The following is a 15,083-nucleotide window of genomic DNA, read 5'->3' on the forward strand; positions in this document are numbered from 1 at the left end:
CATGAGCGAGTTCATCGAACACGTCATCAACGCCCTCGACCTGGGCAGCCTGTACGCGCTCTACGCGATCGGCATCGCCCTGATCTTCGGGATCATGCGGCTGATCAACTTCGCCCACGGCGAGCTGATCGTGATCGGCGGCTACACGCTGGTCTGGGTCGGGTCGCAGAACCTGGCCATCGCCATCGTGGTCTGCCTCGCGGCCACGATCGTCGCCGCGCTGCTGATGGAGCGCATCGCGTTCCGCCCGCTGCGGGGGGCCGATCCGTCGACGATGCTGATCACCTCGTTCGCGCTCAGCTTCGGGCTGCAGAACCTGATCATCGTCAGCCAGGGCAGCCTGCCCAAGTCGACCGACCTGTCGCCGTTCTTCCGCCAGTCGTGGGAGGTGGGCGGCGTGACCGTCGGCAAGCTCGACATCGTCACGATCCTGACCACGCTCGTGCTGGTCGGCGGCCTGGCGCTGTTCCTCAGCCGCAGCAGGCTGGGCGTGCAGATGCGCGCCTCGGCCGAGAACTTCGGGATGGCCCGGCTGCTCGGCGTCAACGCCAACCGCGTCGTCGCCGCGGCCTTCGCCATCAGCGGCCTGCTGGCCGGCGCCGCGTCGGTGCTGTTCATGGCCCAGACCGGAACGGTGACCGCGACCAGCGGCGTGACGCCCGTCCTGTACGGCTTCATCGCCACGATCCTCGGCGGCCTCGGGTCGCTGGTCGGTGCCGCGGTCGGTGGTCTCCTGCTCGGCGTCGGTGCGACGGTGCTGCAGGTCGCGCTGCCCGAGTCGCTGGCGCCCTACCGCGACGCCTTCCTGTTCGGCGCCGTCTTCCTCGTGCTCGTCCTCCGTCCACAAGGGCTCATCGTGTCTCGCTCCCAGGCCCAGCGCGTCTGATGTCGCGTCTGCAAGCCGCCACGCGCGGCATCTCCACCCCGTTCCTGCTGATCGGCATCGTCGCGATCGCGCTGGTGCTGGCCTCCGGCGGCGCCGAGTCGATCAAGACCGTCGCCGTGCAATCGACCGTCCTGGGCATCCTGGCCGTCGGCCTGTACATGTTCGTCGGCAACTCCGGCGTCCTGTCCTTCGGCCACATGGGCTTCGCCCTGATCGGCGGCTACGTCGGCAGCCTGTTCGTGCTGCCGCCGGTGATCAAGGGCCAGACGCTGCGCTCGGCGCCGGACTTCATCGTCAACCTGAGCGCCTCACCGGTGCTGGCCACGATCATCGCCGGTGCGATCGCGGCGCTCGTCGCCCTGATCGTGGCGATCCCCCTGATGCGCGTGTCCGGGCTGACCGCCGGCCTGGCCACGTTCGCGCTGCTGCTGGTCGTGCACAACGTGGCGCTGAACCTGACCTCGGTCACCAACGGCCCGCAGGGGATCTTCCCGATCCCGGTGTCGACCACGATGTGGAGCGCGTTCGCGTGGCTGGCGGTGGCGATCATCGTCGCGTTCCTCTACCAGCGCTCGCGCTTCGGGCTGATGCTGCGCACCACGCGCGAGGAGGAGATCGCCGCGCAGGGCATCGGCGTGCACATCCCCTCCCAGCGCGGCGTGGCCTTCGTGCTCAGCGCGTTCTTCACCGGCGCCGGCGGCGCGCTGTGGGCGATGACCGTCGGCACGATGAGCCCCGACTCGATCTACCTGGCCACGACGCTGATCGTGCTCTCGATGGTGGTCATCGGCGGGCGCAACTCGCTGTCGGGCGCGGTGATCGGCGCGCTGCTCGTGTCGGTCCTGCGCGAGGTGCTCGACCGCGCCGAGGGCGGCGACGTCCTCGGGCTGTTCGACGTCACGCCCCGACCGGGTCTGTCGGACACGATCCTGGCGGTCGTCTTCATCCTCCTGCTGATCCTGCGCCCCGCCGGGATCATGGGCGGACGCGAGCTGACGCTCCCGCGCCTGCGCCGGCGTCCGCGCAGCGACGGGGGCGACCCGGTGGCCGTGCCGGTCGACGACGCCGTCCCCGCGCCGGCCGGACAGGGGTAGCCATGCGCATCGGGATCGACGTGGGCGGCACCAACACGGATGCCGTCCTGATGGATGGCGACCGCGTGATGGCCGCCGTCAAGCGCCCCACGAGCGCGGACGTGACCACCGGCATCCAGCAGGCGCTGGACTCGCTGCTGGCCGACAGCGGCGTCGCGCCCGCGGCGATCCGCGGGGTGATGATCGGCACGACGCACTTCACCAACGCGGTCGTCGAGGCGCGGCGGCTGCTCGAGGTCGGCGTCGTGCGCCTGGGCCTGCCCGCCACGCTGGCGCTGCGCCCGACGGTCGACTGGCCGCCGGCGCTGAAGGCGGCGATCGGCGACCACGTGTTCCTGTGCCACGGCGGCCACGAGTTCGACGGCCGCGAGCTGGCGCCGCTGGATCCGGGCGAGCTGCGCCGCGTGGCCGAGGACATCGCCGGCCGCGGCCTGCGCGCGGTGGCCATCTCGTCGGTGTTCTCGCCGGTCAACGCGGCGTTCGAGCAGGAGGCGGCGGCGATCATCGCCGAGCACGTCCCCGACGTGGCCATCAGCCTGTCGACCGAGCTGGGCCGCATCGGGCTGCTGGAGCGCGAGAACGCGACCATCCTGAACGCCTGCCTGGCCGACCTGGCCCATCAGATCGCCAACGCGTTCCGGTCGTCGCTGGCCGCGTCGGGCATCAGCGCCCCGGTGTTCCTCAGCCAGAACGACGGCACGCTGATGACCGTCGACTTCGCCGAGCGCTACCCGGTGGCCACGTTCGCCTCGGGGCCGACGAACTCGATGCGCGGCGCGGCGCTGCTGTCGGGCGAGAACGACTGCGCGGTGATCGACATCGGCGGTACCACGGCCGACATCGGCATGTTGGTCGCCGGCTACCCGCGCGAGGCGCAGTCGACCGTCGAGATCGGCGGCGTGCGCACGAACTTCCGCATGCCCGACGTCCTGTCGCTGGGCATCGGCGGCGGCAGCCGCATCGCCTGGGACGGGGACGGCGTGCAGGTCGGCCCCCAGAGCGTCGGCTACGCGCTGATCGAGCAGGGCCTGGTCTTCGGCGGCGACGTGCTGACCGCCAGCGACGTCGCCGTCGCGGGCGGCCTGGCCGAGATGGGGGATCCCACGCGGGTCGCGCACCTGGACCCGGCCAAGGTCGCCGCCACGCTGCGCAACATCGAGACGCGCATCGCCGAGACGGTCGACCGCATGAAGCTCGTGGCCAACGACATCCCGGTCGTCGTGGTCGGCGGCGGCGCGGTGCTGCTGGGCGACACGATGGCGGGCGCCAGCCGCGTGCTGCGCCCGGCCCACGCGTCGGTGGCCAACGCCGTGGGCGCGGCCATCGCACAGGTCGGCGGCGAGACCGACCAGCTGTTCTCGATCGGGCCGCAGCTCAGCCGCGACGCCGCGATCGAGCAGGCACGCGACCAAGCGGCCGCGCGGGCCACCGCGGCCGGTGCCCGTCCAGAGTCGATCCGCGTCGTCGACGTGGAGGAGCTCGCCCTCGCCTACGTCCCCGGCAACGCCGTGCGCATCCGCGTCAAGGCCGTCGGTGACCTCGACCTCGACCGCCTCGACGCTGGAGCGACCTCATGACCGAGACCCTGACCGACACGATCGTGCACCGGGCCGGGATCGGCGGCGCCGACGGCGCGGCCGACGCGGACCCGATCCTCACCGAGGTCATCCGCCACGGCCTCAACTCGGCGGCGATGCAGATGAAGCGGGCGCTGATCCGCGTCTCGTTCTCGCCGATCGTCTACGAGACGCTGGACTTCTCCGTCGTCCTGTACGACAAGCACTTCCGGATGCTGGCCCAGGCGCCGACGCTGCCCTTCTTCATGGGCTCGATGTCGTTCTGCATCGAGGGCGCGGTGGAGGCGGTGGGCGGCGTCGAGGCGCTCGACGACGGCGACCTGATCCTGGTCAACGACCCGTACGTGACCGGCTCGCACCCGCAGGACGCGGCCGTGGTGATGCCCGTGTTCGTGGCCGACGAGCTGATCGGCTACTCCGCGGTCAAGGCGCACTGGATGGACGTCGGCGCGCAGGCCCCGTACTGCACCGACACGATCGACGTCTACCAGGAGGGCACGGTCTTCCCGGGCGTCAAGGTGCAGGCCGCCGGCGTGTTCAACCGCGAGATCGTGCGCATCGCGCGGGCCAACTCGCGCACGCCCAACCAGGTCGACGGTGACATCCAGGCCCAGTCGGTGTGCGTGCGCACCGGCGCCGCCGAGCTGGTGCGCCTGGTCGAGCGCTACGGCGCCGAGCGCTTCTGGGAGGCCGTCGAGCGGATGTTCGACCACGGCGAGGCCGTGATCCGGGCCTACATCGAGCAGATCCCCGACGGGCGCTACACCGGCCACGGGATCGTCGACTCCGACGGCGTCAGCGAGGACGAGATCCCCTTCGAGGTGGTCCTGGAGATCGAGGGCTCCACGGCGCGCGTGGACTTCTCCGGCTCGCCGCCGATGAGCGTCGGCCCGATGAACTGCCCGCTGCCCTCGACGATCTCCGCGGCGCGCGTGATCATGACCATGATCGCGGGCGGCGGCGACCAGCCCAACGAGGGCCACTTCCGCCCGATCGAGGTCATCACCCGGCCGGGGACGCTGTTCCACCCGGCCCGCCCGGCCTCGTGCTACATGTACGGCTGGCCGGCGATGCAGGCCACCGACGCGCTGCTGGAGGCGATCGCCGAGGCGCTGCCCGACGGCGTCGTGGCCTGCTCGGGCGGCGACCTCTGCCACATCATGTTCTACGGCTACCGGCAGAAGACCGGGGCCTTCTGGGCCGACGGGACGGTGTATCCGATCGGTCAGGGCGCGAGCGCGCAGCAGGACGGGATCTTCTGCGTCCACCACATCGAGTCGGCCGTCCATGGCTCGTCGGTGGAGGTGTGGGAGACCAAGGACCCGTTCCTGGTGCGCTACTACGAGCTGCGCCCGGACTCGGCCGGCCCGGGGCGCCAGCGCGGCGGCCTGGGGGCCCGGATCCGCTACGAGATCCTCGAGCCGTCCTCGTGCACGTCGACGGTCGAGCGCACGAAGAACGCGCCGTGGGGCCTGGCCGGCGGCGGCGACGCGCTGCCCAACCTGGTCATCTACGAGGACCCCGACGGCAACCGCCGCCCGCAGCCCAAGGTGACCGGCATGGCGCTGCCCGTCGGGTGCGCGGTGGAGATCCACTGCGGCGGCGGTGGCGGCTACGGGCCGGCGGCCGAGCGCGATCCGCAGGCGGTGCGCGACGACGTCGCCGCCGGCTACCTGAGCGAGGCGCACGCTCGCGAGCACTACCCGCACGCCTTCCAGAGCTGAGGAGCACCAGGACATGACGACGCGCATTGGCGTCGACGTCGGTGGCACGTTCACCGACGTCATCGCCTACGACGACGAGACGGGTGCGGTCACCACCGCGAAGGTGCCGACCACGCCGACCGCGCCCGAGCTGGGCGTGCTGGCCGGGGTCCTGGAGGGCATCGACGAGCCGCTGCCCGAGGTGGCCTACTTCCTGCACGGCACGACGGTCGGCCTGAACACGCTGCTGACGCGCACGGGGGCGACGGTCGGGCTGCTGACCACCGCGGGCTTCCGCGACATCCTCGAGCTGCGCCGCGGCGATCGCGGCGACCCGTACAACCTGTTCTGGCAGCCGCCCGAGCCGCTGGTCCCGCGCCGGCTGCGCCTCGAGGTGCCCGAGCGCGTGACGTTCCAGGGCGAGGTGCTGATCCCGCTGGACGAGGCGGCCGTGGCCGCGGCCGCGGACGAGTTCGCCCAAGCCGGCGTCGACGCCGTGGTGATCGCGTTCCTGCACGCCTACGCCAACCCCGACCACGAGCTGGCCGCCGCCGCGGCCTTGCGCGCCGCCGGCTTCGAGGGCGAGCTGTCGCTGTCGCATCACGCCTCCGGGGAGTACCGCGAGTACGAGCGCACGTCGACGTCGGTGATCGACGCCTACGTGCGCCCGCGCGTGCGCACCTACCTGCAGCGGCTCTCGGACGGCCTGGCCGCCGAGGGCTTCGCCGGGCACGAGCTGCTGATGCGCTCGGGCGGCGGCGCGATGACGTTCGTCGAGGCGGCCGAGCGCTCCTTCGAGACGATCATGTCCGGCCCGGTCGCCGGCGCCCAGGGCGCGGCGGCGCTGGCCGCCCGCCACCAGCTGGCGCGCCTGGTCACCGCCGACGTGGGCGGCACGAGCTTCGACACGTGCCTGATCCGCGACGGGCAGCTGCCCGTCCTGTACGAGGGCTCGATCGAGGGCATGGCCATCCAGGCGCCCTGGGTCGACGTGCGCTCGATCGGCGCCGGCGGCGGCTCGCTGGTCCGCGTCGACGAGGGCGGTCTGCTGCGCGTCGGCCCGCAGAGCGCGGGTGCCGAGCCGGGCCCCGCCTGCTACGGCCGCGGCGGCACCCAGGCCACGACCACCGACGCGGCGGCCCTGCTGGGCATGCTGGCCGGCGGCGAGCTGGCCGGCGGGCTGCAGCTGGACCTGGACCGTGCTCGCGCGGCCTACGCCCCCGAGGCCGACGCGCTCGGCCGCACGGTGGAGGAGACGGCGCGCGGCGCGCTGCAGATCGCGGCGGCGTCGATGGCCAGCGCGATCCGCGAGATCACCGTCGAGCAGGGCGAGGACCCGCGCGAGTGCGCGCTGGTGCCGTTCGGCGGCGCCGGGCCGCTGTTCGCGTCGCTGATCGCCGAGGAGCTCGACATGACGTCGATGCTGATCCCCGCCCACGCCGGGAACTTCTCCGCGCTGGGGCTGGTCGGCGCCGACGTGCGCCAGGCGGCGTCGCGCAGCATGGCGCCCACCGGCGGGGCCGAGGGCCTGGCCGCCGCCGGCGAGATCGCGGCCAGCCTGCTGGCCGGCCTGGGCGAGGCCGACGTCGAGACGGTCGTCGCGCTCGACGTGCGCTACGTCGGCCAGGAGCACTTCCTGACCGTCGCGGTGCCCTGGGCCGACGGCGCGATCGCCGTCGATCCCGACGGCCTGCGGGCGCGGTTCGCCGATGCCTACGGGCGCACGTTCGGCGACCCGATCCAGGGTCCGATCGAGATCGTGTCCGTGCGCTGCGAGCGGCGGGCGCACCTGGGCGGCGCGGCGGCCCTGCCGCCGGCACCGGGCGCCGGCGGCGCGCAGGGCACCACGCGCGCGTGGTCGTTCGAGCGCGACGACTGGGCGGACTTCGCCCTGGTCGATCGCGGGACGCTGTCGCCGGGCGACGAGGCCAGCGGTCCGGCGATCCTGCTCGAGGACACGACCACGATCTACCTCGACGCAGGGTGGGACCTGTCGGTCCTCGATGACGGCAGCCTGTGGCTGCGCGCCATCAAGCCGGACTGATCGCCTCGGTAGGGTTTCCTCAATGCGCCGTCGAGTGACCTTTTCCCGCAACGTGACGTTGTCGCTGTCGCGGACCTGCGTCTCCCATTGCAAGTACTGCGCCTTTCAGACGCATCAGCCGCATCTGCATACGCCCGCCGCGGTCGAGAAGATCATCGACAACGCGGCGCGGCGTGGGGTCAAGGAGCTGTTGGTGTTGACGGGGGACGAGCCGGGGCATCATGCCGGGGTGCGTGACCGGCTGGCCGCGCTGGGCTTCGAGGACTTCGTGGCCTACGTGGTGTGGTCGTGTGAGCGGGCGCTGGAGCGGGGGATCCTGCCGCATACGAATCTGGGTGCGTTGTCGTCGGCGGATCTGGCCCGGTTGCGTGAGGTGACGGCGTCGCAGGGGCTGATGGTCGAGTCGGTGCGCGATGATCTGGTCGCCCATCAGGGGTCGCCGACGAAGGTGCCGGCGTTGCGGCTGGAGACGATCCGGGCGGCGGGTGAGCTGCAGATCCCGTTCACGTCGGGGATCCTGGTCGGGATCGGCGAGACGCCGCAGGATCGCGTCGACGCGCTCGAGGCGCTGGCCGGGCTGCACGAGCGCTACGGCCACTTGCAGGAGGTCATCCTGCAGAACTTCGTGCCCCATCGGAAGTACTACGGCGAGGAGCCGGCGGAGGTGGCCACCGACGCCGCCGAGCGCTATTGGAAGACCGGGCTGGACACGCATCCTGATCTGCCGCTGCCCGACTGGGCCTCGCCGGTGTCGATCGAGGAGATGATCGACCTGGTCGCCGTGGCGCACGAGCTGATGCCGGGTGTGGGGATCCAGATTCCGCCGAACCTGGCCGACTGGTGGCCGGAGCTGATCGCCGCCGGGGCCACGGATCTGGGTGGGTTGAGCGCCAACGGCGATCACATCTCTCCGGAGCATCCGTTCCCCAGCCCGCATCAGGTGCGCAAGACGCTGCAGCCGTTGGGCTATGCGCTGACGGAGCGCCTGTGTGTGTACCCGCAGTACATCGATCAGGAGTGGGTCGCCCAGGGCGTCCTGGACGTCATCAAGACGAAGTACTGGAGCTTCATCCCGCGCAAGGGGTCGGGCCGGCGCGAGGAGCGGGCGATCCGCACGGACCTCGTCCCCGCGGCGATCGCCAAGGGTCGTGAGGGCGCCTGGTTGTCGGAGGATGAGCTGACGGCGTTGTTTGCGGAGACGCGGCCGGAGGCGATCGAGGACATCCGTCAGGCGGCGGATGAGCTGCGGGCGGAGCTGGCGGGCGACACCGTGACCTACGTGGTCAACCGCAACATCAACGTGAGCAACGTGTGCATCGTGGGGTGTGCGTTCTGTGGGTTCGGGCAGGGCAAGCGCTCACCCGACGCCTATCAGCATCCCGAAGAGGAGTTCCGGGCCCGCATCCGCGACGCGGTGGAGTACGGGGCCAGCGAGTTGTGCATTCAGTCGGGCATCCATCCGGATTGGTCGTTTGACGACTACCTGTCGTATTTGCGGGTGGCGAAGGATGAGGCGGCGCATCTGCATCTGCACGCGTATTCTCCGATGGAGATCGCGCATATGCAGGACATCAGCGGGTTGCCGTTGAGCGAGATCTTCGCCCAGCTCAGGGACGCCGGCTTGGGCAGCACGCCCGGCACCGCGGCCGAGGTGCTGCATGACGGGGTGCGTCAGCGGATCTCGCCGAACAAGTTGCCGGTGGCGCGGTGGGTGGAGGTGATCGAGGCGTCCCACAACGCGGGGTTGCGGTCGACGAGCACCGTGATGTTCGGGCATATCGAGGAGCCGTGGGAGCTGGCCGAGCACATGCGGGTGATCCGCTCGTTGCAGGAGAAGACGGGTGGGTTCACGGAGTTCGTGCCGCTCAGCTTCATCCCGTTCATGACCTTGCTGGGCCGCACGCACGGGGTGGAGGAGATATCCCGGGAGGAGAACCTCAAGCACACCGCCGTGTTCCGCCTGGCGTTGGGCAAGACGATCACCAACCTGCAGGCCTCGTGGGTGAAGATGGGCGTCGAGACGGCGACCGAGTCGCTCAGGTGGGGCGTCAACGATCTCGGCGGCACGCTGATGGAGGAGTCGATCTCGCGTCTGGCCGGTTCCTATCACGGCACCAAGCTCGATCCGCCGCAGTTGATCGCGGCCGCGCACGCCGCCGGCCGCCCCGCCGTCGAACGCACGACGCTGTACGAGATCCGCGGCCAGCTCTCCGCTGCCGCGTGATGCGTGCCCGGGGACGTCCCCGGGCAAGACGCCTCCGTGACTGATCTGCTGCTCGGGCCCATGCTCCGCTACGCGGGCGCGACCAAGGCGACGGTGTGGGTCGAGACCGACGCGGCGTGCGAGGTCGAGGTGCTCGGGCACACCGACACGACGTTCACCGTCGAGGGGCATCACTTCGCGGTCGTCTGCATCCACGACCTGGAGCCCGGCACGACCACGCCGTACGAGGTGCGCATCGACGGCGAGGTGGTGTGGCCACCCGCCGACTCGCGCTTTCCCCAGCCGGTGATCCGCACGCCCGCGCCCGACGCGCCGCTGGAGCTCGCGTTCGGCTCCTGTCGCGTGTGCGTGCCGCACGTCGCGCCCTACTCACAGCGCAAGGACGACGATCCGCGCGGCCGGGAGGTCGACGCGCTGCGCACGCTGGCCCAGCGCATGCTCGAACGCGAACCCGCCGACTGGCCGCATGCGCTGTTGCTGCTGGGCGATCAGGTCTACGCCGACGAGGTCTCGCCGCAGACTGCCGCGTTCATCCGCCAGCGCCGCGGCACCAGCGAACCGCCCGGCGAGGAGATCGCCGACTTCGAGGAGTACACGCGGCTGTACCTGGAGTCGTGGGGCGAGCCGACGATGCGCTGGCTGCTGTCCACGGTGCCCTCGGCGATGATCTTCGACGACCACGACGTGCACGACGACTGGAACACGTCGATCACCTGGGTGGAGACGATGCGGGCCAAGCCGTGGTGGCAGCCGCGCATCGAGGGCGCGCTCATGTCCTACTGGTGCTACCAGCACCTGGGGAACCTGTCGCCCGAGGATCTGGCCGAGGACGAGCTGTACGAACAGGTGCGGGCGGCCGGCGCCGGCGACCAGGGCGCGCTGGTGCGCGACTTCGCCCGCCGGGCCGACGCCGAGACCGACGGCGCCCAGTGGAGCTACCGCCGCGACTTCGGCGGCGTGCGGCTCGTGGTCATCGACTCCCGGGCCAGCCGCGTGCTCGCGCCGAAGCGCTCGATGCTCGACGAGGCCGAGTGGCGCTGGGTCGAGGAGACCGCGACCGGCGACCACGACCACCTGCTGCTGGGCACGTCGCTGCCCTGGCTGCTGGGGCGCGGGATGCACGAGCTCGAGGCCTTCAACGAAGCGGTGGCCGAGGGCGCGTGGGGCCCGCGCGCGGCCCAGCTGGGGGAGAAGGTGCGCCAGGCGCTGGACCTCGAGCACTGGGCCGCGTTCAACCAGTCCTTCCGGCGCCTGAGCCGCCACGTCACGGCGGTGGGCGCCGGTCGCCACGGCACCCCGCCGGAGACGATCGTCGCGCTGTCGGGCGACGTCCACCACGCCTACCTGATGGAGGTCGCTCCGCAGGAGGGCGTGCGCTCGCGGATCTACCAGGCCACCTGCTCGCCCTTCCGCAATCCCCTGGACAAGCGCGAGCGGCGGATGATCCGCCTGGCCGCGTCGCGCTTCTCGGCGGTCGTGATGGGCGCGCTGGCCCGCGCCGCCCGGGTGCAGCCGTCACCGATCCAGTGGGAGCGGGTCGGCGGCGGTCCCTGGTTCGACAACCAGGTCGTGACGATGCGCTTCACCGGCCGCCGGGCGACCATGCGCCTGGAGCGCACGTCGCCCGACCAGCCGGGGCTCGAGTGCGTGCTCGAGCGCGACCTGTAGTTGGCTAGCTCCAGCGGGGCAGCGGCTGGCCCGTCTCCAGCAGCGACTTGAGGTCGCTGAGCATCCAGCCCCAGCCACCGCCGGCACCGGTGCCCTCCAGGTCGCCCGAGACCAGCGCGAACGTGTCCGGCGCACCGTCCAGCTCGTGCGTGATGGTCAGGCGGGTCACGCCGTCGGTGAGCTCGGTCACGTCGTAGGTCAGCCGCGTGAAGCCCTCGGCCTTGACGCCGTCGTCCATCAGCATGCGCCAGGTCATGACCAGCCGGCGGGGTGCGTCGACATCGAGGATCTCGCCGTCGATCATCGCCCCGTGGATGCCCTCCTGCTGCATCGCCGTGCCGGCCGCGATCTCGAACGGCCCGGGCGACGGCGTGTCGCCCCAGTCGGGCAGCCCGCCGTAGCCGTAGCGGTCGACCCACTCGGCCTTGGTCACGGCGTCCCACACGGCCTGGGGCGTGGCCTTGATCCACACCCGGTGGACCTGCGTCATGGTCGCGGTGCTGGTGCTCATGTTCCCTTCTCCTCCAACTCGTGCTTGAGGTCGGCGAGCGCCGTGATCTGGCGCTCGGTGTACTTGTCGATCCAGCGGTCGTGGACGAGGCGGATGGGGACCGGGTTGAGGAAATGCAGCTTCTCCCGGCCCTGCTTGCGCGTGACCACCAGACCCGCCTCCTCGAGGACCTTCAGGTGCTTCATCGCCCCGAAGCGGGTCATCTCCAGCTCGCCCTCCAGCTCGCTCAGCGTGCGGCCGTCACGCGCGAACAGCAGGTCGAGCAGGTAGCGCCGCGAGGGATCCGCCAGCGCCTTGAACACACGGTCGTCGTCGTCCATCGCCCGCTACGATAGGTGACCAAAAGGTCACATGTCAAGCGATGAGAACCCGCCGCTCCAGCAGTCAGGATGAACAGCGATGAACGACGTCCGTGACCGCATCACCGAGCTGGCCGCCGAGGTCCAGCGCCTCAACGACGCCTACTACGGCGCGGGGGACAGCACGCTGCCCGACGCCGACTACGACGCGCTCAAGGACGAGCTCGCCGCGCTCGTGGCCGAGCACCCCGAGCTGGAGCCCGCCGACAGCCCGCTGGGCAAGGTCAACGCCCCCTCACAGCTGACCGGCCCGACCGTCCGCCACGCGCGGCCGATGCTGTCGCTGGCCAAGGCGACCGACGAGGACGAGATCCGCACGTTCCTGGCCCGGTTCGGCGGCCAGACCTTCCGCGTCTCCGAGAAGCTCGACGGGCTCTCGCTGAGCATCGTCTACGAGGACGGCCGGCTGGACTACGTGGCCACGCGCGGCACCGGCGAGATCGGCGAGCTGGTCACCGAGAAGGTCCGCCACGTGATCCCCGGGCTCCCGCCCGAGATCGACGTGGCCGGCCGCATCGAGGTGCGCGGCGAGGCCGTGATGCTGCGTTCCGTCTGGGAGGCCTACAACGAGGCGCATCCCGACCGCATCCTGACCAACCCGCGCAGCGGCGCCGCCGGGACGCTCATGCAGAAGGACCCCGAGGCGGCCGCCGCGGCCGGCCGGCTGCTGCGCTTCTTCGCCTTCGGCGCCGACCGCGACGGCGCCGCGCTCGACATCCCTGCGGGAATCGAGCCCGCGGCGCAGGTGGTCAGCCCGGACGCCGACGAGATCCTCGCGGCGATCCAGGCGATCGGCGCGCGCCGCGACGCGCTGGACTACGACATCGACGGCGCCGTCGTGCGCCTGCACGAGCCCGCCGCGTTCGCCGCCGCCGGCTTCAACAGCGCCGAGCCGCGCGGCGCGATCGCCTTCAAGTTCCCGCCCGAGGAGAAGCTGACCAAGCTGCTGGAGGTGACGTGGCCGGTCGGCAAGATCGGCCGCGTCCCGCCACGGGCTCGGGTCGAGCCGGTCTTCGTCGGCGGCGTCACCGTCGAGAACATCACGCTGCACAACCCGCGCCTGATCCGCGAGCGCGACCTGCGCATCGGCGACACGGTCGCGGTCGTGCGCCGCGGCGACGTGATCCCGTTCGCCGGGCGCTCGATCCCCGAGGACCGCGACGGGTCCGAGGTCGAGATCGTCCCGCCCACGCACTGCCCGTCGTGCGGCAGCGAGCTGGAGATCCGGGGCACGGGCGAGGAGCGCTGGTGCACGAACCTGCAGTGCCCCGCGCAGGCCACGCGTCGGCTGATGCACTGGGCCTCGCGCCCAGCCGCGGACATGGAGGGCGTCGGCAACGTGTGGATCGAGAAGCTGGCCGACGACGGGGTGCTGCGCCGCCGCAGCGACTTCTACGAGCTGACCGCCGAGCAGCTGCTGGGCTACGAGCGCATGGGCGAGGTCAGCGCGCGCAACATGGTCGACTCCATCGAGCGCTCCAAGGGCCTGGGCCTGCGCCGCGCGCTGTTCGGCCTGGCCATTCCGATGGCCTCCGAGGGCGTGGCCAAGCGGCTGTGCCTGGCCGGCTACGAGCGGCTCGAGGACGTGATGGACGCCACCGAGGAGGAGCTGGTGGCGATCCGCGACATCGGCCCCAAGGTGGCCGAGTCGGTTGCGGCGTTCTTCGCCCGTCCCGACGTGCGCGAGGAGATCGCCGCGCTGCGCGAGCACGGCGTCGACCTCGACGTCCACGACGAGGACCGCCCGGTCGACACCGCCGCGGCCGGCGACTCGCCGCTGAAGGGCAAGACCGTCGTCATCACCGGCGCCTTCACCGATCCCCGCTCGGGCGCCAAGGTCAGCCGCCCCGACGTCACCCGCCTGGTCGAGCAGGCCGCGGCCCTCACCGCCTCGTCGGTCTCGGCGGCCACCGACTACCTGCTCGCGGGCGAGAACGTCGGGGCCGCCAAGACCAACAAGGCCGACAAGCTCGGCGTCGAGGTCGTCGGCCAGGACCAGCTGTGGGCCTGGCTGGCGCAGGCGGGCGTGGCCTAGGCGATCACCTTCGCCAGCGTCTCGCCGGCCAGCTTGACCTGCTCGATGTCGTGCACGTAGGGCATGTTCACGACGATGCCGTCCAGGCCGGCGTCCAGGTTGGCCTGGACCTGCTCGGCCACCTGCTCGGGGGTGCCGCCGATGACGAAGCCGGCCGCGCGCTCGCCCATCGCCTCGTTGACCGGGGCGGTCAGCCGGGCGGCGGTTGCTTCGTCGGGGTCGATGACCAACGACGCCAGCTTGGTCTTGGTGATCTCGCCGATGTCGCGGCCCAGGTCGTCGCAGTGCCCCTGCAGCACGCCGACCAGGTGCTGGATCTTCTCGGGCTCGCCGAACATGTTCGAGGCGTCGGCGTACTGGGCGACCATGCGCAGGGTCTTCTTCTCGCCGCTGCCGCCGATCATGATCGGGATGTCGCCGCGGATCGGGCGCGGGTTGTTGTAGATCTCGTGGACGCTGCTGTGCGTCCCCTCGACGGTCGGCTGGTCCTCGGTGAACATCGCGCGGGAGATGCGCAGCGCGTCCTCGAGGTGCTCGAAGCGCTCGGCGATGGGCGGGAAGCGGTAGCCGAAGGCCTTGTGCTCGGCCTCGAACCAGGCGGCGCCGATGCCGAAGATCGCGCGGCCGCCGCTGAGCACGTCGATCGTCGTGGTCTGCTTGGCGAAGAACGCCGGGTTGCGGTAGGTGACGCCGCCCACCATCAGGCCCACGTGGAGCTTCTTCGTGCGGGCCGCGAGCGCCATCAGGGCGACGTTGCCCTCCAGCATCCAGTTCTCCATCGGGCCGACGCCCGGGATCTGGTTGAGGTGGTCCATCACCCAGATGGACTCGAAGCCGGCGGCCTCGGCGGTCGTGGTGATGTCGGTCAGCTTGTCGTACAGCTGCTCAGCGGGGACATCGGGGAAGTTGAAGTTCGGGATCTGCAGCCCGAGGCGAATCGGAGAGGAAGAGGGCATGAGATGGTTGTACCCGCAATCCTCTG

11 protein-coding genes are annotated in these 15,083 nt (G+C 71.2%); 8 read left to right on the top strand and 3 right to left on the bottom strand.

Translation table 11 applies throughout. The features are described from left to right. The first annotated feature begins 1 nt into the window (after position 1). Genes ACZ5UI_RS02685 through ACZ5UI_RS02715 form a run of 7 tightly spaced genes read left to right on the top strand, consistent with a single transcriptional unit; the run spans position 2 to position 11,196 of the window. Positions 2-886, top strand: a complete 885-nt coding sequence (locus tag ACZ5UI_RS02685) for a branched-chain amino acid ABC transporter permease (protein WP_464193958.1) — start codon at positions 2-4, stop codon at positions 884-886. After that, a complete protein-coding gene (locus tag ACZ5UI_RS02690) occupies positions 886-1,980 on the top strand; it encodes a branched-chain amino acid ABC transporter permease (RefSeq protein WP_464193960.1) in 1,095 nt (364 codons plus the stop codon). The genes ACZ5UI_RS02685 and ACZ5UI_RS02690 overlap by 1 nt, the downstream gene beginning before the upstream one ends. A 2-nt stretch (positions 1,981-1,982) precedes the next feature. Next, complete coding sequence (locus ACZ5UI_RS02695) at positions 1,983-3,557, top strand: hydantoinase/oxoprolinase N-terminal domain-containing protein (RefSeq protein ID WP_464193962.1); 1,575 nt, start codon at positions 1,983-1,985, stop codon at positions 3,555-3,557. Further along, entirely contained in the window at positions 3,554-5,281 is a 1,728-nt protein-coding gene (locus ACZ5UI_RS02700; RefSeq protein ID WP_464193964.1) for a hydantoinase B/oxoprolinase family protein, read from the top strand. The genes ACZ5UI_RS02695 and ACZ5UI_RS02700 overlap by 4 nt, the downstream gene beginning before the upstream one ends. 13 nt (positions 5,282-5,294) lie before the next feature. Beyond that, positions 5,295-7,304 (top strand): hydantoinase/oxoprolinase family protein, encoded by a 2,010-nt coding sequence (locus ACZ5UI_RS02705; RefSeq protein WP_464193966.1) that lies wholly within the window; start codon positions 5,295-5,297, stop codon positions 7,302-7,304. A 22-nt stretch (positions 7,305-7,326) separates the two neighbouring features. After that, positions 7,327-9,528 carry a 5-amino-6-(D-ribitylamino)uracil--L-tyrosine 4-hydroxyphenyl transferase CofH gene (gene cofH, locus ACZ5UI_RS02710; protein ID WP_464193968.1) on the top strand — a complete coding sequence of 734 codons (2,202 nt, stop codon included), beginning with the start codon at positions 7,327-7,329 and terminating at the stop codon, positions 9,526-9,528. 36 nt (positions 9,529-9,564) lie between these two features. Beyond that, on the top strand, positions 9,565-11,196 hold the full coding sequence (locus ACZ5UI_RS02715) for an alkaline phosphatase D family protein (protein WP_464193970.1): 1,632 nt from the start codon (positions 9,565-9,567) through the stop codon (positions 11,194-11,196). 4 nt (positions 11,197-11,200) lie between these two features. On the opposite strand, the gene ACZ5UI_RS02720 is transcribed toward ACZ5UI_RS02715, so the two are convergent. After that, positions 11,201-11,707: an SRPBCC domain-containing protein gene (locus ACZ5UI_RS02720; protein ID WP_464193972.1), complete on the bottom strand. Its 507-nt coding sequence runs from the start codon at positions 11,705-11,707 to the stop codon at positions 11,201-11,203. After that, entirely contained in the window at positions 11,704-12,027 is a 324-nt protein-coding gene (locus ACZ5UI_RS02725) for an ArsR/SmtB family transcription factor (protein WP_464193974.1), read from the bottom strand. Before ACZ5UI_RS02725 ends, ACZ5UI_RS02720 begins: the two co-directional genes overlap by 4 nt. Before the next feature lie 79 nt (positions 12,028-12,106). Here ACZ5UI_RS02725 and ligA point away from each other — a divergent pair, with 79 nt between their 5' ends. Next, a complete protein-coding gene (gene ligA / locus ACZ5UI_RS02730) occupies positions 12,107-14,101 on the top strand; it encodes an NAD-dependent DNA ligase LigA (RefSeq protein ID WP_464193976.1) in 1,995 nt (664 codons plus the stop codon). Here the strand turns inward: ligA and ACZ5UI_RS02735 are convergent. Beyond that, complete coding sequence (locus ACZ5UI_RS02735) at positions 14,098-15,057, bottom strand: TIGR03560 family F420-dependent LLM class oxidoreductase (RefSeq protein WP_464193978.1); 960 nt, start codon at positions 15,055-15,057, stop codon at positions 14,098-14,100. The genes ligA and ACZ5UI_RS02735 overlap by 4 nt on opposite strands. Positions 15,058-15,083: the final 26 nt, after the last annotated feature.

The organism is Conexibacter sp. JCM 18997 (assembly GCF_055391915.1).

What these genes read in the sequence shown, in the direction of transcription:
- ACZ5UI_RS02705 (WP_464193966.1), top strand. Translation starts at nt 5,295, where the DNA reads ATGACGACGCGCATTGGCGTCGACGTCGGTGGCACGTTCACCGACGTC.
- ACZ5UI_RS02690 (WP_464193960.1), top strand. Translation starts at nt 886, where the DNA reads ATGTCGCGTCTGCAAGCCGCCACGCGCGGCATCTCCACCCCGTTCCTG.
- ligA (WP_464193976.1), top strand. Translation starts at nt 12,107, where the DNA reads ATGAACGACGTCCGTGACCGCATCACCGAGCTGGCCGCCGAGGTCCAG.
- ACZ5UI_RS02695 (WP_464193962.1), top strand. Translation starts at nt 1,983, where the DNA reads ATGCGCATCGGGATCGACGTGGGCGGCACCAACACGGATGCCGTCCTG.
- ACZ5UI_RS02685 (WP_464193958.1), top strand. Translation starts at nt 2, where the DNA reads ATGAGCGAGTTCATCGAACACGTCATCAACGCCCTCGACCTGGGCAGC.
- ACZ5UI_RS02700 (WP_464193964.1), top strand. Translation starts at nt 3,554, where the DNA reads ATGACCGAGACCCTGACCGACACGATCGTGCACCGGGCCGGGATCGGC.
- ACZ5UI_RS02725 (WP_464193974.1), bottom strand. Translation starts at nt 12,027, where the DNA reads ATGGACGACGACGACCGTGTGTTCAAGGCGCTGGCGGATCCCTCGCGG.
- ACZ5UI_RS02735 (WP_464193978.1), bottom strand. Translation starts at nt 15,057, where the DNA reads ATGCCCTCTTCCTCTCCGATTCGCCTCGGGCTGCAGATCCCGAACTTC.
- cofH (WP_464193968.1), top strand. Translation starts at nt 7,327, where the DNA reads ATGCGCCGTCGAGTGACCTTTTCCCGCAACGTGACGTTGTCGCTGTCG.
- ACZ5UI_RS02720 (WP_464193972.1), bottom strand. Translation starts at nt 11,707, where the DNA reads ATGAGCACCAGCACCGCGACCATGACGCAGGTCCACCGGGTGTGGATC.